Genomic DNA, 20014 nt, shown 5'->3' with positions numbered 1-20014 from the left:
GTTTCACCCGTACGCGCTTGAGCGCGGGCCGGGCGCCAGTCAAGTGCGTTCGGCTACTTGTCCGTATGACACCGCATGATTCATGTCACCGGTATGCGGTGATCGATGATCGTTCTTCGTTCCGCCATGTGAGCTTGCACGTATTGGACTCGTCCTCGATGCCGTGCGTCCGGTAAGAAGGTGCTTTACACCCCTCATCCGGGGCTCAGGGCGCGTGTGCGGCGCGCCCGTCGCGTATGTGCCCTTACGTGACCGTACGTATCGGTAACCGGGCCGTGCGCGGTGCCCGCCCACCCCTCACCTGGGAGTGGCCACCCTCAAACCATGAATACTTAAGGGGTCAGACAAAGTGGCAGCGGAGATCGTCAATCCTCGCAGCGACAGCGATACGGGTCAGGACGAAGGGGCGGAGCCCCTCGATTCCTTCGATCCCGCGTTCGCGCTGCACCGCGGCGGCAAGATGGCTGTGCAGGCCACCGTGCCGGTCCGCGACAAGGACGACCTGTCCCTCGCGTACACGCCCGGCGTGGCGAAGGTGTGCAGCGCCATCGCCGAGCAGCCGGATCTCGTCCACGACTACACGTGGAAGTCGTCGGTCGTCGCCGTCGTGACGGACGGTACGGCCGTGCTCGGGCTCGGTGACATCGGTCCTGAGGCCTCCCTTCCGGTGATGGAAGGCAAGGCCATTCTGTTCAAGCAGTTCGGCGGCGTGGACGCGGTGCCGATCGCGCTGGACTGCACCGGCGTCGACGAGATCGTCGAGACCGTGGTGCGCCTCGCGCCCTCCTTCGGGGGCGTCAACCTGGAGGACATCTCGGCGCCGCGGTGCTTCGAGATCGAGCGCAAGCTCCAGGAGCGCCTCGACATCCCGGTCTTCCACGACGACCAGCACGGTACGGCGGTCGTGACGCTGGCGGCGCTGCGGAACGCCGCGCGGCTGAGCGGGCGGGAGATCGGGCAGCTCCGGGCGGTCATCTCGGGTGCCGGGGCGGCCGGGGTCGCCATCGCCAAGATGCTGGTCGAGGCCGGTATCGGGGATGTGGCGCTGGCGGACCGCAAGGGCATCATCTCGGCGGATCGTGCGGATCTGACCGAGGTGAAGCGCGAGGTCGCCGGGTTCACGAACAAGGCGGGGCTGACCGGGTCCCTGGAGGGCGCCCTGGCCGGCGCCGACGTCTTCATCGGCGTCTCCGGCGGTACGGTCGCGGAGTCCGCGGTCGCGTCCATGGCCGAGGGTGCGTTCGTCTTCGCGATGGCCAACCCGAACCCTGAGGTGCATCCCGAGGTCGCGCACAAGTACGCGGCGGTCGTGGCTACGGGTCGGTCGGACTTCCCGAACCAGATCAACAACGTCCTGGCGTTCCCCGGCATCTTCGCGGGCGCGCTCCAGGTCCGGGCCTCCCGGATCACGGAGGGGATGAAGATCGCGGCGGCGGAGGCGCTGGCGTCGGTGGTCGGGGACGACCTGGCCGCGGACTACGTCATCCCGTCCCCGTTCGACGAGCGGGTGGCGCCGGCGGTCACGGCGGCGGTGGCTGCGGCGGCTCGGGCGGAGGGCGTGGCTCGGCGGTGAGCTGAGTCGTAGGTGAGGTGGCCCCGGTCGGGATGTCGGCCGGGGTCATTTTTTGACTGGGGGTTGGGCTGGTCGGGTGGTTCATCCCTGGGGCCTGCGGCCCCCAGGCCCCTGAAGGGGCCTCGTCCTCAAACGCCGGACGGGCTGGGATTGCCGGACCGGCGCTGAAAGGTGGCGCCAGTACCGCATGCCCTGGCAAGAGGGTGTGTGTCACACGGGGTTCCGGTACCGGAGGGGGCACTCGCCCCCTATCGTCGACGGCATGTTCGCCGTCTACGCCGCCCGAATCGACCGCGACCAGCCGCTCGCCGGCCTTGAGTTGGGGGAGCGTCCCGCCCCTGAGGCCCGTGCCGGCTGGAGCGTCGTCAATGTCAAGGCCGCCTCCCTCAACCACCATGACCTCTGGTCCCTGCGTGGCGTGGGCCTCGCAGAGGACAAGTTGCCGATGATCCTCGGCTGTGACGCCGCCGGTGTCGACGAGGACGGCAACGAGGTCGTCCTGCACTCCGTCATCGGCCAGAGCGGCCACGGCGTGGGCCCGAAGGAACCCCGCTCCATCCTCACCGAGCGCTATCAGGGCACCTTCGCCGACCAGGTCGCCGTCCCGACCTGGAACATCCTCCCCAAGCCGAAGGAACTCTCCTTCGAGGAGGCAGCCTGTCTGCCCACGGCCTGGCTGACGGCGTACCGGATGCTCTTCACCAACGCGGGCGTACGCCCCGGCGACTCCGTCCTCGTCCAGGGCGCCGGCGGCGGTGTCGCCACGGCCGCGATCGTCCTCGGCAAGGCCGCGGGGCTGCGTGTCTTCGCCACCAGCCGGGACGAGGCCAAGCGCAAGCGCGCCCTGGAGCTCGGTGCCGTGGAGGCCGTGGAGTCGGGTGCGCGGCTGCCGGAGCGTGTCGACGCCGTCATCGAGACCGTGGGCGCCGCGACCTGGTCGCACTCGGTCAAGTCGCTCAAGCCCGGCGGCACGCTCGTCATCTCCGGCGCCACCAGCGGCGACCGGCCCTCGCACGCCGAGCTGACCCGGATCTTCTTCCTGGAGCTGAAGGTCGTCGGCTCCACGATGGGCACCAAGGACGAACTGGAGGACCTCCTCTCCTTCTGTGCCGCCACCGGTGTGCGGCCCGTCATCGACGAGGTGCTGCCGATGGACCGGGCGCGCGAGGGCTTCGAGCGGATGGCGTCGGGGGAGCAGTTCGGCAAGATCGTGCTCACCAACTCCTGAGCGTCTCAAGGGGTTTTGGTCAGGCGGGTCCGGATTCCTTCCGGGCCCGCCTTTCATATGCGCGGCATGTCAACCAAGGTTGACATCGGAAGGGCTGTCAACTTAGATTGACGGCATGAGTGAGGCAACGGATCTCGCCGAGCGCGCGGGCGACCGCGACCCGAGGGTCGGCCTGCGTGCCGTCGCCGCGCTGCGCCGACTGCTGGAGCAGTTGGAGGCGGTGCAGGTGCGCAGTGCGCGCAATCAGGGGTGGTCGTGGCAGGAGATCGCCGCGGAGCTCGGTGTCAGCAGGCAGGCCGTGCACAAGAAGTACGGGAGGCATTGATGTTCGAGCGGTTCACGAAGGATGCCCGGGCGGTCGTGACGGGCGCGGTCGAGCACGCGGAAGGGGCAGGGGCCGGCACTGTGGACGCCGAGCATCTGCTGCTCGCCCTGCTGGACCGGGAAGCCAGCCGATCCTCCTTCGCGCTGGCCGCGCTGGGGCTCGCGGAGCGCAAGGAGTCGGTACGGGAGGCGCTGGGCGAGGCACGGCGGCGGGCGGGGCTGTCCCAGGCGGAGGCCGACGCCCTCGCGGGACTCGGTATCGACGTCGCGGAGATCGTCGCCCGGGTCGAGGAGGTGCACGGCGTCGGCGCGATGTCCGGCGACCGCAAGGACAAGGGCTGGTGGTCGGGACGCCGTTCCTTCAGCAGGGAGGCCAAGGACACCCTGGAACGCTCCCTGCGGATCGCCGTGGCCCACCGCGACCGGCATATCGGGGACGAGCACATCCTCCTCGCCCTGACGGCCCGCCCCGGAGCACCCGCCGAGGTCCTGGCCGACCACGGCGTGACGAACGCGTCCCTGACCCGGGTCCTCTACGGGGAGGGCGAGGCCAAGGCCGGCTGATCCGGCGCGGGGCCGTCCCTCCGCGGGGTGAACAAGCGCCTCAGGCCTTTGGCCCGCGCCGAGGCGCCCCATACGGGAGGTGAGGCCAGGCCGGTGACCGACCCGGCGCGGGGTCGCCCTCCCCGCGAGGTGAAGAAACGCCCAGGCCTTGGTGCGCGCCGATGCGCCCCTTACGGGAGGTGAGGCCAGGCCGGTGACCGACCCGGCGCGGGGTGGCCCTCCCCGCGAGGTGAAGAAACGCCCAGGCCTTGGTGCGCGCCGATGCGCCCCTTACGGGAGGTGAGGCCAGGCCGCGCCCCTTACGGGGAGGGGTGAGGCCAGGCCGGGTGACCCGACACGGCGCGGGGCCGCCTCCCGGACGCCTCAGGCCTTCGGTGCTCGCAGCAGGGCCCCTATGTGGGCCGCCGCCGTCGACAGGTGGCTTCGGGCGTCGTGGAGTTGGTCCGGGGTGACGCCGTGGTCACGGGCCGCGTCGCGGATGTCGTCGCGGAAGCGGTCCAGGAGGCGGTCCAGATCGCGGGCCGGGTCGCCGGTCGGTTCCTCATGGGCCCAGGACGGTTCGTACTCGGCGGGGAAGTCCTCCGGGGTGTCGGAGTACTCGGGGGCGGGCCTGGACTCCGTACCGGTCCGGCCGAAGCCGAAGTCCTTCCCGAACTCCTTGCCGTAGCCCTTTCCGAACTCGCCGAACTCCTTGGCCAGTTCCGTCAGACCCTCGCGCACCCCGGTCGGCCAGTCGCCCCGCGCGAAATGGTCCTGCACATGGTCCTGCACCCGCTTGGCGATGCGCTGTATCTCCTCCTGGGCCTGGGCGCGGGCCCGGTCCTGGGCCTCCTTGGCCTGGCGCCGGGCGCGCTGGGCCTCCTCGCGGGCCCGGCGGCTCTCGTCCTTGGCGCGCCGGGCCTGTTCCTTCCACTCCTGCTTGGCGCGGCGCATCTCCTCCTTGGCGGCGCGCCAGGCCTCCTTGTCGGTGTAGTCGGCGAAGTCACCGAGGGGGGCGTCCCCCTTGGCGCCGGGACCCTGCCGGGCCTCGGACGCCGCCGCGCGCATCTCGCGCCGCAGATCACCGGCGGCGCCGCGCACATCGGCCCGGATCTCGGCGGCGAGCTCCGCGACCGACTCCCGGATCTCCAGCTCCAGATCGGCCAGTTCACCGCTGCGGTCGGCCAACTCGGCGCGCCCGGCGTCCGTGATGGCGTACACCTTGCGGCCGCCCTCGGTGGTGTGGGTGACCAGGCCCTCGCTCTCCAGTTTCGCCAGGCGGGGGTAGACAGTGCCCGCCGAGGGCGCGTACAGGCCCTGGAAGCGCTCCTCCAGGAGGCGGATCACCTCGTAGCCGTGGCGCGGGGCCTCGTCCAGCAGCTTCAGCAGATACAGGCGGAGGCGGCCATGGGCGAAGACGGGAGGCATGTCAGAGCACCTTCTTGTCGGTCGTGCCGTCGGCCGGGTCGCCCGGGCTGGCGTCGGTGGGGGCGGTGGTGTCCCGGCCGAAACCGGAATTCTCCCCCGAGGCGGCCGGTGCGCTGTCGACAGGGGTGTCCTCCCATGCCTCCGCCTCCCAGGGCTCCTCCTCGCGGGGTGGCCTGCGCAGCAGGGCGATGGAGCCGGAGACCGTCGTGGCCCGCAGCTTGCCCGTGCCCGCGCCCAGCCGCCCGGTGATCTTGTGGGCGCCCCACTGTCCGTGCACCCGGAGTCCGTCGAAGGCGTTGGAGATGGTGCCGCTCGCGGTGTTGGCCTCGACATCGGCGTCGGCCGGCTGTGGCAGCCGGATGGCGATCTCACCGGAGACGCTGGTCAGCCGTACGTCGGTAGGACCCTCCGGATCCAGGTCGACGATCATCGAGCCGCTGACCGAGTCCGCCCGCACGGAGGACCCCGAGCCCTCGACCACCGTCAGATCGCCCGAGACGGAGTTGAAGCGCAGATCGCCGGTGACGGACTGGGCCTCCAGATTCCCGGAGACCGTGTCCGCGCGCACCGGGCCGGACAGCCCGACCAGTGTCGTGTCGCCGGTGACACCCTTGACCACCGAAGGGCCGCGCATCCCGGAGACGACCGCGCCCGCTCCGACCACGCCCACCTCGACACGGGTGTCGGCCGGCACCGCCAGCGAGACCACGGCACTGCGCCGCCAGCCCTTGCGGTCGAGCCATTTCAGGAAGCCCTTCCAGGGCAGATCGTCATAGGCCACCGTGAGGGTGCCGCCCTCCTGTGTGACCAGCAGGGGAGGGCCCTCGATCTCGGAGACCTCCAGGCGTGCGGAACCTTCGTCCGTGCCCACGACGTTCACCGTTCCATTGACGATCCGTACATGGAGATCCCGCACGGGCTCGTCGAAGGTGAGCTTCCTCGGCTCCGCGACGGACCACTCGGACATGGTGACGACCTCCCCGTTGATGCAACGTGACGACACAGCAACGCGCCATATCGCGTCTCCTGCCATTCACGATATATCGCGCTCAGGGAAAGTCAAGACACTCTTTTGGGGACGATCGCGGCCCTGAAATATGACCAATCGCAATAAATCGCCCTAGCGTGTGACCATGTCGACGGAATCCCCCCGCACCGGTCCCACTTCCGGAGGTCCCGCCCCCGGAGCACTGCTGCTCTGCCGGGCCGAGCCGGATTCCGTCGCCCCCGCCGCCCATCTCCTGCGCCGGCGCATGCTGGTCGGTCCCGCGGGCGAGGGATGGAGCGTGCTCGTGCCCGAGGGCAGGCCCTGGGCAGTCGGCGACGAACCGATCGACCGCGTGCTCACCGGCTGGGCCACCGCCCTCGCCGTCGGCGCCCCCTGGCCCGTACTCGCGCTGTGGTGGGACGAGGACCGCGCCGGCTACACCCTCGCGTCGGGCTTCCGCCGCCCCGTCGGCTACGTCTGGCTCACCAACGGCACCCCGGTCGGCGAGGACGAGGCCATGCGCACCTTCGCCGCCCGCCTGGGCCTGGACCCCGTCCTCGACATGGAGTCCCTGGAGCGGCTCACCCAGCCCGACTCCGAGTCCGACGCGCGCGCCCGCCTGCGCGGCCTGCTCGCGGTCCTCACCCGCGCGGGAGTCTCCCTCCCCGGGGGCCTCACCCCCGGCGACCCCGCCGACCGCCTGCACGAAACGGTCCGCGCCTGGCCGGACGCTCGAGCGGTCGAATCGCCGGGCTGGCGCCAGACTGTCCGCGCGGAACTCGAAACGGTCGACGTCGGCCGTCTGGCCCCCTGGCTCCCCTGGTCCGGCACCCCCAAGGCCCGCGTCCTCGCCGCCGCCCAACTCGCCGTCGGCCTCCCGCTCACGGCCTTCGGCCTACGGCGCCGCAGCGGCGGCTGGACCGTGGCGGGGGCTCTGCTGCTTGCGCACGGCGCGCTGGGGCTGGCGTACGACGTGACGCGACCGCGCGACTGACACACGAAAGGCGCCTCCAAGAGGCGCCCTCCGGACGGACTCCTACTCGTCGTCCTCGTCGTCCAACCGGGCCAGCCAGGTCGCGAGACGCTCCACCGGCACCTCGAAGTCAGGGTTCAGGTCGACGAACGTGCGCAGCTGCTCGGCGAGCCACTCGAAGGTGACCTCCTCCTCGCCGCGCCGCTTCTCCAGTTCTTCGATGCCTCGGTCGGTGAAGTACATGCCCACCAGGATAAACGGCAGGGCCGCAACCCAACCGGGGTGCGGCCCTGCCACGTACGACCAAGGCTTACGCCTCGAACACCTCGCGGACGAGCTGCTCCTGCTCGGCCTGGTGGCGCTTGGCCGAACCGACCGCCGGGGACGAGCCGTGCCGGCGCGAGATGCGGCGCAGGCGCTCGCCGTGCGGGACGTCCGCGCCGACCGCCAGGTCCAGGTGGTCGATCAGGTTCAGGGCGATGAACGGCCACGCGCCCTGGTTCGCCGGCTCCTCCTGGGCCCACAGGTACTTCTCGGCGTTCGGGTACTTGGCGATCTCGGCCTGGAGCTCGGCACCCGGTAGCGGGTACAGGCGCTCGATGCGGATGATCGCCACGTCCGTCGCGCCGCGCTTCTGACGCTCGGCCTCCAGGTCGTAGTAGACCTTGCCGGCGCAGAAGACGACCTTGCGGACCGCGGCCGGGTCGACCGACGCGTCGCCGATGACCGGGCGGAACTGGCCCGTGGTGAACTCCTCCGCCTTCGACGCCGCGGCCTTCAGACGCAGCATCGACTTCGGGGTGAAGACGACCAGCGGCTTGTGGTGCGGGTTGTGCACCTGCCAGCGCAGGAGGTGGAAGTAGTTCGACGGGGACGTCGGCATCGCGACCGTCATGTTGTTCTGGGCGCAGAGCTGCAGGAACCGCTCCGGGCGGGCCGAGGAGTGGTCCGGGCCCTGGCCCTCGTAGCCGTGCGGGAGGAGCAGGGTGACGCCGGACGTCTGGCCCCACTTCTGCTCCGCCGACGAGATGAACTCGTCCACGACCGTCTGCGCGCCGTTGACGAAGTCGCCGAACTGCGCCTCCCACATCACGAGGGACTCGGGACGGGCCAGCGAGTAGCCGTACTCGAAGCCCATCGCCGCGTACTCGGAGAGCAGGGAGTTGTAGACGTTCAGGCGCGCCTGGTCCTCGGAGAGGTACATCAGCGGCGTGAACTCGTCGCCCGTCTCACGGTCGATGATCACCGCGTGCCGCTGGCCGAAGGTGCCGCGCTGGGAGTCCTGGCCGGCGAGCCGGACCGGGACGCCCTCCAGGAGCAGCGAACCGACGGCCAGGGTCTCGCCCATGCCCCAGTCGATCGTGCCGTCCTCGACCATCGCCGCCCGGCGCTGCAGCTGCGGCAGCAGCCGCGGGTGGACGGTGATGCTGTCCGGGATGTTGACCTGGGACTCGGCGATCCGCTTGACGACCTCGGCGGTGACCGCGGTGTTCACCGCGACCGGGAACTCGGCCTGCGGCTCCGACGGCTCGGCCGTGGCCGGCTGCGCGGTGGCCTCACGGACCTCCGTGAAGACCTTCTCCAGCTGGCCCTGGTAGTCCTGGAGCGCCTGCTCGGCCTCTTCCAGGGTGATGTCGCCGCGACCGATCAGGGACTCGGTGTAGAGCTTGCGCACCGAGCGCTTCTTGTCGATCAGGTCGTACATCAGCGGCTGGGTGAAGGCCGGGTTGTCGGACTCGTTGTGACCGCGGCGGCGGTAGCAGATGAGGTCGATCACCACGTCCTTGTTGAACGCCTGGCGGAACTCGAAGGCCAGACGGGCAACGCGGACGACCGCCTCGGGGTCGTCGCCGTTCACGTGGAAGATCGGCGCCTCGATCATGCGGGCCACGTCGGTGGCGTACATCGAGGAGCGCGACGACTCGGGGGCCGCCGTGAAGCCGACCTGGTTGTTGATGACGATGTGGACCGTGCCACCGGTGCGGTAGCCGCGCAGCTGCGACATGTTCAGGGTCTCGGCCACCACGCCCTGGCCCGCGAAGGCCGCGTCGCCGTGGATCGCCACCGGCAGGACCGTGAAGTCCGTACCGCCCTTGTTGATGACGTCCTGCTTGGCGCGGGACACACCTTCGAGGACCGGGTCGACCGCCTCCAGGTGGGAGGGGTTCGCGACCAGGGAGACCTTGATCTGCTCGCCGTCCAGACCGGTGAAGGTGCCCTCGGCGCCCAGGTGGTACTTCACGTCGCCGGAGCCGTGCATCGACTTCGGGTCGAGGTTGCCCTCGAACTCGCGGAAGATCTGCGCGTACGACTTGCCGACGATGTTGGCCAGCACGTTCAGACGGCCGCGGTGGGCCATGCCGATGACGACCTCGTCCAGGCGGGACTCGGCGGCCGAGTCGATGACCGCGTCCAGCAGCGGGATGACGGACTCGCCGCCCTCCAGGGAGAAGCGCTTCTGGCCGACGTACTTCGTCTGCAGGAAGGTCTCGAACGCCTCGGCGGCGTTCAGCCGGCGCAGGATGCGCAGCTGCTCCTCGCGCTCCGGCTTGGTGTGGCCGCGCTCCACACGGTCCTGGATCCACTTGCGCTGCTTCGGGTCCTGGATGTGCATGAACTCGATGCCGGTGGTGCGGCAGTACGAGTCGCGCAGCACGCCGAGGATGTCGCGCAGCTTCATCAGGGACTTGCCGGAGAAGCCGCCGACGGCGAACTCGCGCTCCAGGTCCCACAGGGTGAGGCCGTGCTCGGTGATGTCCAGGTCGGGGTGCTTGCGCTGGCGGTACTCCAGCGGGTCGGTGTCGGCCATGACATGGCCGCGGACCCGGTAGGAGTGGATCAGCTCGAAGACCCGGGCGGCCTTGGTGACGTCGTCGTCGTGCGAGGCGTCGATGTCCTTCAGCCAGCGGACCGGCTCGTACGGGATCCGCAGGGACTCGAAGACGTCGTCGTAGAAGCCGTTCTCGCCGAGGAGGAGGTTCGCGACCTGGCGCAGGAACTCGCCGGAGGCGGCGCCCTGGATGACCCGGTGGTCGTAGGTCGACGTGAGCGTCATGACCTTCGAGATGCCGAGCTTGTTCAGGGTGTCCTGGGAGGTGCCCTGGAACTCCGCCGGGTAGTCCATGGAGCCGACGCCCATGATGACCGACTGGCCGGGCATCAGACGCGGGACCGAGTGGACGGTGCCGAGGCCGCCGGGGTTGGTCAGGGAGACCGTCACGCCGGTGAAGTCGTCCATCGTCAGTTTGCCGTCGCGGGCGCGGCGGACGATGTCCTCGTAGGCCTGCCAGAACTCGAAGAAGTTCAGCGTCTCGGCCTTCTTGATCGCCGCGACGACCAGCTGGCGGTCGCCGTTGGGCTTGACCAGGTCGATGGCGAGGCCGAGGTTGACGTGCGCCGGCTTGATCAGCGTCGGCTTGCCGTCCTTCTCGCCGAACGCGTAGTTCATCGCCGGCATGGCCTTGATGGCCTGCACCATCGCGTAGCCGATCAGGTGCGTGAAGGAGATCTTCCCGCCCCGGGCGCGCTTGAGGTGGTTGTTGATGACGATGCGGTTGTCGAAGAGCAGCTTCACCGGCACCGCGCGCACGGACGTGGCCGTGGGCAGCTCCAGGGAGGCGTTCATGTTCTTCGCGACGGCGGCGGCCGGGCCGCGCAGCGTCACCAGCTCGGGACCCTCGGGGGCCGCGGTGGCGGGCGCGGCCTTCGGGGCCGGCTTGGCGGCGGGCTTCGCCGGAGCCGGAGCGGGGGCGGCGGCAGCGGGCGCCGGCGCGGCAGGCGCGGCGGCGGCCGGCTTCGGGGCCGCGGGAGCCGGGGCGGGAACCGCCGCCGGAGCGGGCGCGGCCGGAGCCGGGGCCGGAGCGGCGGGCGCCGCCGGAGCCGAGGCGGCAGCGGCGCCCGGCTTGTAGTCGGCGAAGAAGTCCCACCAGGCTCGGTCTACCGAATTCGGGTCCTGGAGGTACTGCTGATAGATCTCGTCGACGAGCCACTCGTTCGGACCGAACGCGGCCGCGGGGCTCTTGCCCGCTTGGTCGGTGGTCGAGATGCTCGAGTTACTGGGGGACTGTGGCGACACGGCGGCAACCGCCCTCTTCCGCTTCACAAGGTGATGGACAGCGGAAATAAAGGCTACGCCTCCATGACCGTGAAGGTCAGTCCGGGCCCGTTCATCGTCGCGTAAGTCACATCGGAAAGCGTGTTTCGGGCTGGGAAATGGCGGGAAACAACTGAGGTTCCAGTTGCTCAGGGACGCGTCGATGCAGGCCAGACGCGCTGAAAGCGCGGGCCTCTGCCTGATCACACGTGTCCGTCTGGCCGGACGCCCGTGGATCTTGTGGCTCCGGCTCGAACCTTACGTCAACTCGCCGCGGATGGCAGTCCCGGAAGAGTGACAAGAATCCGGCAACCCCGCTCGGATTCGGCCACTCCGATCCGGCCGCCGTGCAGATCCACCGCCCAGCGGGCGATGGCCAGGCCCAGCCCCGTACCGCCGTCGCTGCCCGGACCGTGCGGAGAGGACACCGCGCCTCGGTTGAACCGCTCGAAGACCCGGTGCCACTCCGACTTCGGGATGCCGGGCCCCTCGTCGAGCACCTCCAGCTCCAGCGACTCGGGCCAGTGCCCGCGCCGGGCCTTCACCGTCACGCGCCCGTGCGCCGGGCTGTGCTTGACCGCGTTGTCGATGAGGTTCGCCACCACCTGGTGGATGCGCTCGGGATCCGCGTGCGCGGTCAGCTCCGGCGGTGAGACGTCGAGGTGCAGATGGACGTCCGTACGCGTGTGGCCGCCCGAGCCCGAGGCGATGCCCGCGCGCGTGGAGGCCACCATGTTGGCCTCCTTCAGCACCCCGGACAGATACGGCCACACCTCGAAACGGCGCTTCTTCAGCGGTACGACGCCGCTGTCCAGGCGGGACAGGTCCATCAGCGTCTCGACCAGGCGGCCTAGGCGCTCGGTCTGTTTCAGCGCGGTGCGCATCGTCTCGGGGTCGGCCTCGGTGACCCCGTCGACGATGTTCTCCAGCACCGCGCGCAGGCCCGCGATGGGTGTGCGCAACTCGTGCGAGACATTGGCGACCAGCTCTTTGCGCTGCCGGTCCTGGGCCTCCAGCTCGTCGGCCATGACGTTGATCGTCTCGGCCAGGTCGCCCAGCTCGTCCCGGCGGTTCTCCCGCACCCGGCGCGAGTAGTCGCCGTGCGAGATCGAGCGGGCCACCGCGTTCATCTCGTCCAGCGGCGCGGTGAGCGAGTGCGCCACGAACTGGGTGATCAGCAGGGTGGCGATCATCGAGAAGACCGTGATGAAGCGAAGCTCCGTCTTGGTCTGCACCGCGATCATCGACAGACCGGTGGTGATCAGCACCGAGATGACGACCAGCGCGCCCAGCTTGGTCTTGATCGAGAACGGACGTACGCCGCCCCAGGACTCCCCGGGGCCTTTTCGCGCGGCCGGCCCGTCGCTCATGGCGTCGGGGTCTCCAGGGCGTAGCCCACGCCGTGCACGGTACGGATGCGCTCGGCGCCGATCTTCCGGCGCAGCGCCTTGATGTGGCTGTCGACGGTCCGGGTGCCGGAGGCGTCCGCCCAGTCCCACACCTCCGCGAGCAGCTGCTCACGGGAGAGCACCGCGCGCGGGGTGTTCGCCAGGCACACCAGGAGGTCGAACTCGGTGGGTGTGAGGTGGACGTCCTCGCTGCGCACCCGCACCCGGCGCTGCGCGTGGTCGATCTCCAGCTCGCCGAGGCGCAGGATGCCCGAGCGGGGGGTGGACGCGGCGATGGCCGCACGCTCCACGCGCCGCAGCAGGACGTGCACCCGCGCCGCCAGCTCCCGCATCGAGAACGGCTTGGTCATGTAGTCGTCGGCGCCGACACCGAGCCCGACCAGCATGTCGGTCTCGTCGTCGCGCGCGGTGAGCATCAGCACCGGTACCGGGCGCTGCGCCTGCACGCGACGGCAGACCTCCAGGCCGTCGAAGCCCGGCAGCATGATGTCGAGGATCAGCAGGTCGGGCTGCCAGGCCTCCGCCGTGTCGACGGCCGCGGGCCCGTCGCCCGCGGTCTGCACGAGGAATCCCTCGGCGCGCAGACGGGCCGCGATGGCGTCCACGATGGTCGGATCGTCCTCGACCACCAGGACCCGGCGCTGTGCGCCCGGGGTCGCCGCCGTGCCGTTGTGGGAGGTGTGTGTCTGCTCCATCGCCCGCCCCTGAAGTTGCTTTCCGGAATCCGTGGGGTGATCCGTTTGTCTGGCACATGCCTGCGCATGCTTGCGATTGACGCTTGAATGATCCGCGCCAGGGATGCAGCGTACGGGGAGTCACCGCAGCTCGGCTATCCAGGTCCGACGGCGAGGTGCACGACGTCGGGAACGCCCCGGGCAACGGGGATCTCTTCGGTACGCACCTGATTGAACCCGGCATTCCGCAAGGTTTCTTCGAATTCCGGAGAAGGCTGCGCGGACCATACCGCCAGTACCCCGCCAGGGCTCAACACCCTTGCGCAGCTTGCCAGTCCGGCCTCCGAGTACAGGCTGTGATTTCCCTCGGTGACGGTCCAGTCGGGGCCGTTGTCGATGTCGAGACACAGCGCGTCGAACGTGTCGGATGTCTCATTGACGTAGTCGATCAGATCCGCTTCGAGGATCTCGGTGCGCGGGTCGGAGAAGGCCTGTTCGGTGAGGTCCGAGAGCGGTCCTGTGCGGTGCCAGTCGATGATGACGGGCTCGCGTTCCACGACCGAGATCCGCCCCCAGCGCGGATCGGCGGCGGCGTGTGCGAGCGAGAACCCCACGCCAAGGCCTCCGATCAGCACACTCGGCTCCGGCCTGCCGTCCAGCGCGTCCCGCGCCGCGTCGACGAGCAGCCGCTCGGAGCGTCCGTCGGAGGTGTCCATGAGGAAACAGCCGTTGGCGATGATCTGGAGCAGCTCACCGTGCCGCCGCAGCACGACCTCGCCGTACGGGCCTTCGCGACGGTCCAGGACTTCGGGGATGTCGTACGAAGTGGGCATCCGTTCATCTTGGCAGGTCCGGCGCGAGAAAACCGCTGGGTTCGCGGTGCCCGGCGCTGGGACAATCCCCCGGGCACGGGGGAGGGTTCGTGGACGTTTTCGGGTGCGCCGGGTGCGGGGCGGCGCTGTCGGTGCCGGTTTCCCGGGTGGCGTTCCCCGAGCATGCCCATCAGGGGTATGGGCATGTGCTGCTTCCCGCGCTGATGGAGCCGGGGACGTACGCCGTCGACCCCGAGCCGTCGGGGGTGCCATGGCGGCAGTACGACGAGGTCGGGGCGGAGGAGGCGGCGGCCCGTGGCGTGTACGCGCCGGTGTACATGCTGTCCTTCGGGGGGCCGGGACGGATCGCCCTCGCGCCGGGCGACTCCCGTGGCCTGGCCCTGATCCCCGAGCGGTGCGAGGGCTACTGCCTGGGCCTGAACGGCGGGGACGGGCCCAATCTGGCGTGCCAGCGGTGCGGGGACGCGGTGGCGACGCGAACGGACGACTGCGGAATATGGCCGGCCGTGTGGCTGGAACCCGGCGCCGTACGCCGCGTTCCGGGGGGTGGGCCCGCTCCCGAGCCGAGCGTGCGGGCCACGCCGCCCATCGATCAGGACGGCGGCTGGGACGGCCGCTGGAGGGCGGCGGTCGGTGCTGCGCTTGCCCATCTCGTGGTGGCCGGTGAGGGGGAGCCGGTGGTCTTTCCCGACGGTCTCCTCGCCGAGATGTTCGGCCGTGCGGCCGCCGTGATCCTCCTGCCGGGTCGCCCGGCGAAGTCCGTGGGCCTGGCCGGTCCGGGGCTCACCACGACGGCCGCCATCGCCCTCGTCCCCCGCGATCCGCGCACCGGCGAACCGTGGCAGCCACCCGCCCCCGTCCCCACGGTCCCGCTGGCCGCGGACGTCTGGGCGTATCTCGCCGACCCCCGGGAGATCTCACCCCTCCCGGCCTCCGGCACGCTCCCCGACGGCGTCCTGCGCGACGACTACCCCCTGCCCCCGCACCCCGGGTACACCTTCCACCCGGACAGACGGCTCTTCCTGCACACCCTGGCCAGACACCCCGCCGTCCGCCGACCGCACATCCGCGCGATCTACGACCGGCTGTGGACCGCTCCGAACCCGGTCCTCTGGTAGCGCCGGATCACCGGCCCCGCCAACGCGCCCGTGCTCGCCGCGGCCCCGAAGCTCACCCAAATAGCCGAGCCGGCCACGGTCTCATCACCGAAGAGCAGCCAGCCCCTCAGCCAGTTCCGGGATCCCCAGCCGCCGCTCCTCCGCCGCGCTCGCCCCGTGGAGACGGTTGGTGAGCTGGTAGGGGTCGGCCCGCAGGTCGTAGTACTCCCGGAACAGCACCTTCCCGTCGCCCAGCGTCGGGCGGCCGGCGCGGTCGAGGCGGGTGCGGTGGTACTCCGTGTACTGCTCCGTCCTGCCGATGTACGACGCCCAGCTGTGGATCGGCGTCCGGTCCTGCTGGTTCCACCACCACTCGGCGAGCAGATGCGTGCGGTCGTTGTCCGGGTTCAGGAGGGAGTGGCCGTCGTGGCCGGGGTCGGGTGGGAGACCGGCCGCGTCCAGGAAGGTGGGCGCGATGTCGATGAGGCCCGTGAGCCGGTCGTCGGTGCGGGGCGTGCCCAGGCCGCCGGCCGGCCAGGACGCGTAGCACGGGACCTCCAGGCTCGGGCGGTACGGCACCGACTTGCGCAGCCAGCCGTGGTCGCCCCAGCACAGGCCGTGGTCGCTGGTGAACAGCACCAGGGTGTTCTCCAACTGGCCGAGCGCGCGCAGCTTCTCGCGGAAGTCGTGCATCGCGTCGTCCACGGAGAGCAGGGTGCGCAACTGGCGGGCGCGCAGGGCGCTGCCTTGCGTGAAGGAGTGGTCGGCGGCTCGGAGGAAGGGCGGCTTGTCGCCCTTGTTCGTTTCGAAGACCGACGGGCGGCCCTCCCACTCGGGCACGCGCGTGCGTGCGTATCGCGACTCCGGGGTGTTCGGCTCGTGCGCGGAGCGGGTGGCGACGTACGCGAACCAGGGGCGGTCGTCGGTGCGGGAGGCCTCGATGAAGGCCAGGGCGCGGTCCTTGATGACGGTCGTGTTGTAGCCGGGGATGATCCGGAGGGTGCCGTTGTCGTTGTAGTGGCCGTTGAAGTAGCGCACCGGCTCCTGGAGCAGCCACTCGTCGAAGTGGGGCGGGTCGCCGCCGGTGCGCCAGAAGTTGAGGTACTTGCCGAACAGGCCGGTGCGGTAACCCGCCTCGTGCAACCGGCGCTGGACGGTCGTGCGCTGGTCCAGGTGGTACGGGTGCCGGGTGTCCAGGACGCCGTGATGGTGGGCGTACCGGCCCGACATGACCGAGGCCCGCGATGGCGCGCACAGCGGAGTGTTGGCGTGGGCCCGCCCGAAGGTGGTGCCGCTGCCGCCGAGCCAGTCGACGGTACGGGGCAGCGCCCACTCCGTCTCCTTGGGCTGGTCGTCGGTGAGCACGAGGAGGATGTTGGGCCGGCCGTCGGAGCGGGGGCGGCGGCCCGCGACCGGAGTGGCGGTGCGGGGCGCGGCAGTCCTCCGCGATCCGCTCTCGCTCATCGCACTTGAGACCAGCGGCACCGCCGCCCCGGCCACGGCGACCGCCCCGCCCGCGATCAACGCGCGCCGGGCAGGCCCCCGTCGCTCTCCCTCGGTCATCCGCTTCCCCAAGTCCCCGTAAAACCGCGCAAGTCACCCACAGTCTGTGAGCGAGCCTGCAGTGTGCGGCCCGTTCCTGTGAACCATGTTGCGGGAAGACCACGGGAACCTTGCGATCGGCGGATCAGGGGTTCCAGACGTAGGGCGTGGTCGTCGTCACCGCCTCGAAGCCCAGCCGGCGCGGGATGGGCGCGCTGTCGTCGGAGGCGTCGACATGCAGATAGGTGACGCCACGCTCGACGGCGAGTGCGGCGCGGGTGGCGACCAGGGCACGGTAGATGCCCCGGCCCCGCCACTCGGCGAGTGTCGACCCGCCCCACAGGCTCGCGAGCTCGGTGCCCGCGCGGAAGGCCAGCCAAGCGGCGGAGACGACTTCCCCGTCCGCCTCGGCGACATATACGGCGATCTCGTCCGGCGCGGTCGCGACCCGGCCGATCAGATCCTCGGCGAGCCAGCCGCGTCCGCCGTGACCCGCCGCAGCGTCACGTCCGACGGCAGCACGGGCTCTCGTACGGCCATCTCGGCGGCCCGTCCACCGCCTCACCGCGTGCCGCGAAGAAGTCGCGCTGCCGGGTGATGAGCGCGTCGAGGTGGGCGCCGCGCACACCCAGGGAGCGCGGCTGACGAAGCCCCGGAACCCGCCGACGATCCGCAGCAGCGGACCGTCCTGTTCGTACTGCTTCATGGAGAAAGACCAGCTCACCGGGTGTAGTGCCGGTGATCGCTCACAGCGAACGAAGGTCGGGGAACATTCAAGCTCTCCCAAGCATTGAGTCGGCATAGCTCAACTTGACTGCCGAAGGGGAGATCATGGCTTCGACGTCCACACCGCTCACCCTGCCTGTGCTGCCGCTCGACGACGAGGTCGTGCTGCCCGGAATGGTGGTCCCGCTGGATCTGAACGACGCCGATGTACGCGCCGCCGTGGAGGCGGCCCAGGTCGCCGCCCGTTCCCAGCCGGGAAAGCCACGGGTGCTGCTCGTTCCACGCATCGACGGCACGTACGCGAGCACCGGCGTGCTCGGCACGGTCGAGCAGGTGGGCCGGCTCGCCGACGGTGACCCGGGCGCCCTGATCCGCGGCCGCGACCGCGTGAAGATCGGGGCCGGGACGAACGGGCCCGGCGCGGCCCTCTGGGTCGAGGGCACCCGGATCGACGACAGCGCGCCCGACCCGCTGCCGGGACAGGTCGCGGATCTGGTGACGGAGTACAAGGCGCTCGCCACCGCCTGGCTGCGCAAGCGCGGCGCCTGGCAGGTCGTGGACCGTGTCCAGGCCATCGACGACGTGTCCGCGCTCGCCGACAACTCCGGGTACTCGCCCTTCCTCACCACCGAACAGAAGGTCGAGCTGCTGGAGACCGCCGACCCGGTCGCCCGGCTCAAGCTCGCCACCCAGCAACTGCGCGACCACCTCGCCGAGCAGGACGTCGCCGAGACCATCGCCAAGGACGTCCAGGAAGGCGTCGACAAGCAGCAGCGCGAGTTCCTGCTGCGCCGCCAGCTGGAGGCCGTCCGCAAGGAGCTGCGCGAGCTGAACGGCGAGAAGGACGGCGAGGAGTCCGACGACTACCGCGCCCGCGTCGAGGCCGCCGACCTGCCCGAGAAGGTCCGCGAGGCCGCCCTCAAGGAGGTCGACAAGCTGGAGCGCTCCAGCGACCAGTCGCCCGAGGGCTCGTGGATCCGCACCTGGCTGGACACCGTCCTCGAACTGCCCTGGAACGAGCGGACGCAGGACGCCTACGACATCCAGGGCGCCAAGGCGATCCTCGACGCCGAGCACGCCGGCCTGGAGGACGTCAAGGAGCGGATCACCGAGTACCTGGCGGTGCGCAAGCGCCGTACCGACCGGGGCCTGGGTGTCGTGGGAGGCCGCCGCGGCGGTGCCGTCCTCGCCCTCGTCGGACCGCCCGGCGTCGGCAAGACCTCGCTCGGCGAGTCGGTCGCCCACGCGATGGGCCGCAAGTTCGTCCGCGTCGCCCTCGGCGGCGTCCGCGACGAGGCGGAGATCCGCGGCCACCGGCGTACCTACGTCGGCGCGCTGCCCGGCCGGATCGTGCGGGCCATCAAGGAGGCCGGGTCGATGAACCCGGTGGTCCTGCTCGACGAGATCGACAAGGTGGGCTCGGATTTCCGCGGCGATCCGGCCGCGGCCCTGCTGGAGGTCCTGGACCCGGCGCAGAACCACACCTTCCGCGACCACTACCTGGAGGTCGAACTCGACCTCAGCGACGTCGTGTTCCTCGCCACGGCCAACGTCCTGGAAGCCATCCCGGAGGCCCTGCTCGACCGTATGGAGCTGGTCCGCCTCGACGGTTACACCGAGGACGAGAAGGTCGTCATCGCCCGTGACCACCTGCTTCCGCGCCAGTTGGAGCGGGCCGGTCTGAACAAGGACGAGGTGACGCTGGACGAGAGCGCGCTGCGCAAGCTCGCCGGTGAGTACACGCGCGAGGCGGGCGTCCGCAACCTGGAGCGCTCGATCGCCAGGCTGCTGCGCAAGGTCGCGGCCCAGCACGAGTTGGGCGAGCGGGAGCTGCCGTTCACCGTGACGGACGGCGACCTGCGCGGCCTGATCGGCCGTCCGCACCACGTGCCCGAGTCGGCCCAGGACCCGGCGGAACGCCGCACGGCGGTCCCGGGCGTGGCGACCGGTCTCGCGGTGACCGGCGCCGGCGGTGACGTGCTGTTCGTGGAGGCGTCCCTCGCCGACCCGGAGACGGGCGCGGCGGGCCTGACCCTGACCGGCCAGCTCGGTGATGTGATGAAGGAGAGCGCGCAGATCGCCCTGTCCTTCCTCCGCTCGCGCGGCGCCGAATTCGAACTGCCGGTCGGCGACCTGAAGGACCGGGGCGTGCACATCCACTTCCCGGCGGGCGCGGTCCCGAAGGACGGCCCGAGCGCGGGCGTCACGATGACGACGGCACTCGCCTCGCTGCTGTCGGGCCGCCTGGTCCGCACGGACGTGGCGATGACGGGCGAGGTGTCCCTGACCGGCCGCGTCCTGCCGATCGGCGGAGTGAAGCAGAAGCTGCTGGCCGCCCACCGCGCCGGGGTCACCACGGTGATCATCCCCAAGCGCAACGAGCCCGACCTCGACGACGTCCCCGCCGAGGTCCTGGAGAAGCTCGACGTGCACGCCGTGACGGACGTGCGCCAGGTCCTGGACCTGGCCCTGTCCCCGGCCACGAACGGCGCGCAGCCGGAGGTTCCGGTAGCGGCGATGGGGGCACCTCCCAGGCGTTGAGCACTGGGGGAGGACGCTGCCGGACAAGGGCGAAGGCCCGGG

The 20014-nt window shown here is 70.6% G+C and carries 15 protein-coding genes and 1 pseudogene; 7 read left to right on the top strand and 9 right to left on the bottom strand.

The features are described from left to right. The first annotated feature begins 349 nt into the window (after window positions 1–349). From H4N64_RS28525 to H4N64_RS28510, 4 genes are all read left to right on the top strand, one after another. Window positions 350–1573: a malic enzyme-like NAD(P)-binding protein gene (locus H4N64_RS28525; protein WP_186285300.1), complete on the top strand. Its 1224-nt coding sequence runs from the start codon at window positions 350–352 to the stop codon at window positions 1571–1573. 262 nt (window positions 1574–1835) lie between these two features. After that, the gene (locus H4N64_RS28520) at window positions 1836–2801 is read left to right on the top strand and encodes a zinc-binding dehydrogenase (RefSeq protein ID WP_186285299.1); all 966 of its coding nucleotides are present in this window, start codon (window positions 1836–1838) and stop codon (window positions 2799–2801) included. A 115-nt stretch (window positions 2802–2916) separates the two neighbouring features. Beyond that, complete coding sequence (locus H4N64_RS28515; RefSeq protein ID WP_014674937.1) at window positions 2917–3126, top strand: helix-turn-helix domain-containing protein; 210 nt, start codon at window positions 2917–2919, stop codon at window positions 3124–3126. Continuing rightward, entirely contained in the window at window positions 3126–3689 is a 564-nt protein-coding gene (locus tag H4N64_RS28510; RefSeq protein WP_186285298.1) for a Clp protease N-terminal domain-containing protein, read from the top strand. Before H4N64_RS28515 ends, H4N64_RS28510 begins: the two co-directional genes overlap by 1 nt. A 363-nt stretch (window positions 3690–4052) precedes the next feature. Here the strand turns inward: H4N64_RS28510 and H4N64_RS28505 are convergent, their stop codons facing one another. Next, window positions 4053–5096, bottom strand: coding sequence for a PadR family transcriptional regulator (locus H4N64_RS28505; RefSeq protein ID WP_186285297.1), 1044 nt, complete (start codon window positions 5094–5096; stop codon window positions 4053–4055). 1 nt (window position 5097) lies between these two features. Continuing rightward, entirely contained in the window at window positions 5098–6063 is a 966-nt protein-coding gene (locus tag H4N64_RS28500) for a DUF4097 family beta strand repeat-containing protein (protein ID WP_186285296.1), read from the bottom strand. Between the two features lie 166 nt (window positions 6064–6229). Between H4N64_RS28500 and H4N64_RS28495 the strand changes: the two genes are divergently transcribed. Then, window positions 6230–7078 (top strand): hypothetical protein, encoded by an 849-nt coding sequence (locus H4N64_RS28495; protein ID WP_186285295.1) that lies wholly within the window; start codon window positions 6230–6232, stop codon window positions 7076–7078. Between the two features lie 42 nt (window positions 7079–7120). On the opposite strand, the gene H4N64_RS28490 is transcribed toward H4N64_RS28495, so the two are convergent. The 5 genes from H4N64_RS28490 to H4N64_RS28470 all read right to left on the bottom strand — a co-directional run bounded on the left by H4N64_RS28490 (window position 7121) and on the right by H4N64_RS28470 (window position 14066). Next, window positions 7121–7300 (bottom strand): DUF6104 family protein, encoded by a 180-nt coding sequence (locus H4N64_RS28490; RefSeq protein WP_003992906.1) that lies wholly within the window; start codon window positions 7298–7300, stop codon window positions 7121–7123. A 67-nt stretch (window positions 7301–7367) separates the two neighbouring features. Continuing rightward, the gene (locus H4N64_RS28485; RefSeq protein WP_186285294.1) at window positions 7368–11132 is read right to left on the bottom strand and encodes a multifunctional oxoglutarate decarboxylase/oxoglutarate dehydrogenase thiamine pyrophosphate-binding subunit/dihydrolipoyllysine-residue succinyltransferase subunit; all 3765 of its coding nucleotides are present in this window, start codon (window positions 11130–11132) and stop codon (window positions 7368–7370) included. Between the two features lie 281 nt (window positions 11133–11413). Further along, window positions 11414–12520, bottom strand: a complete 1107-nt coding sequence (locus tag H4N64_RS28480; RefSeq protein ID WP_186285293.1) for a sensor histidine kinase — start codon at window positions 12518–12520, stop codon at window positions 11414–11416. Then, window positions 12517–13254, bottom strand: coding sequence for a response regulator transcription factor (locus tag H4N64_RS28475; RefSeq protein ID WP_186285292.1), 738 nt, complete (start codon window positions 13252–13254; stop codon window positions 12517–12519). The genes H4N64_RS28480 and H4N64_RS28475 overlap by 4 nt, the downstream gene beginning before the upstream one ends. A gap of 134 nt (window positions 13255–13388) precedes the next feature. Next, on the bottom strand, window positions 13389–14066 hold the full coding sequence (locus H4N64_RS28470; protein WP_186285291.1) for a spermine/spermidine synthase domain-containing protein: 678 nt from the start codon (window positions 14064–14066) through the stop codon (window positions 13389–13391). Window positions 14067–14155: 89 nt separating this feature from the next. On the opposite strand from H4N64_RS28470, the gene H4N64_RS28465 reads away from it, so the two are divergent. Beyond that, window positions 14156–15184: a hypothetical protein gene (locus H4N64_RS28465; protein ID WP_186285290.1), complete on the top strand. Its 1029-nt coding sequence runs from the start codon at window positions 14156–14158 to the stop codon at window positions 15182–15184. Between the two features lie 84 nt (window positions 15185–15268). Here H4N64_RS28465 and H4N64_RS28460 read toward each other — a convergent pair whose 3' ends face one another. Both H4N64_RS28460 and H4N64_RS28455 read right to left on the bottom strand, forming a co-directional pair. Continuing rightward, window positions 15269–16726 (bottom strand): sulfatase family protein, encoded by a 1458-nt coding sequence (locus H4N64_RS28460; RefSeq protein ID WP_186285289.1) that lies wholly within the window; start codon window positions 16724–16726, stop codon window positions 15269–15271. 124 nt (window positions 16727–16850) lie between these two features. Then, a pseudogene (locus H4N64_RS28455) lies at window positions 16851–17402 on the bottom strand (GNAT family N-acetyltransferase); the annotation flags it as partial. 134 nt (window positions 17403–17536) lie between these two features. Between H4N64_RS28455 and lon the strand changes: the two are divergent. Beyond that, window positions 17537–19972, top strand: coding sequence for an endopeptidase La (gene lon, locus H4N64_RS28450; RefSeq protein WP_186285288.1), 2436 nt, complete (start codon window positions 17537–17539; stop codon window positions 19970–19972). The last annotated feature ends 42 nt before the right edge of the window (window positions 19973–20014 follow it).

It is taken from the genome of Streptomyces cupreus, assembly GCF_014257025.1.
GTDB classification, from domain to species: Bacteria; Actinomycetota; Actinomycetes; order Streptomycetales; family Streptomycetaceae; genus Streptomyces; species Streptomyces cupreus.
The sequence above is the reverse complement of the archived record's forward strand: the minus strand, read 5'-3'. Positions and strand labels throughout refer to the sequence as shown.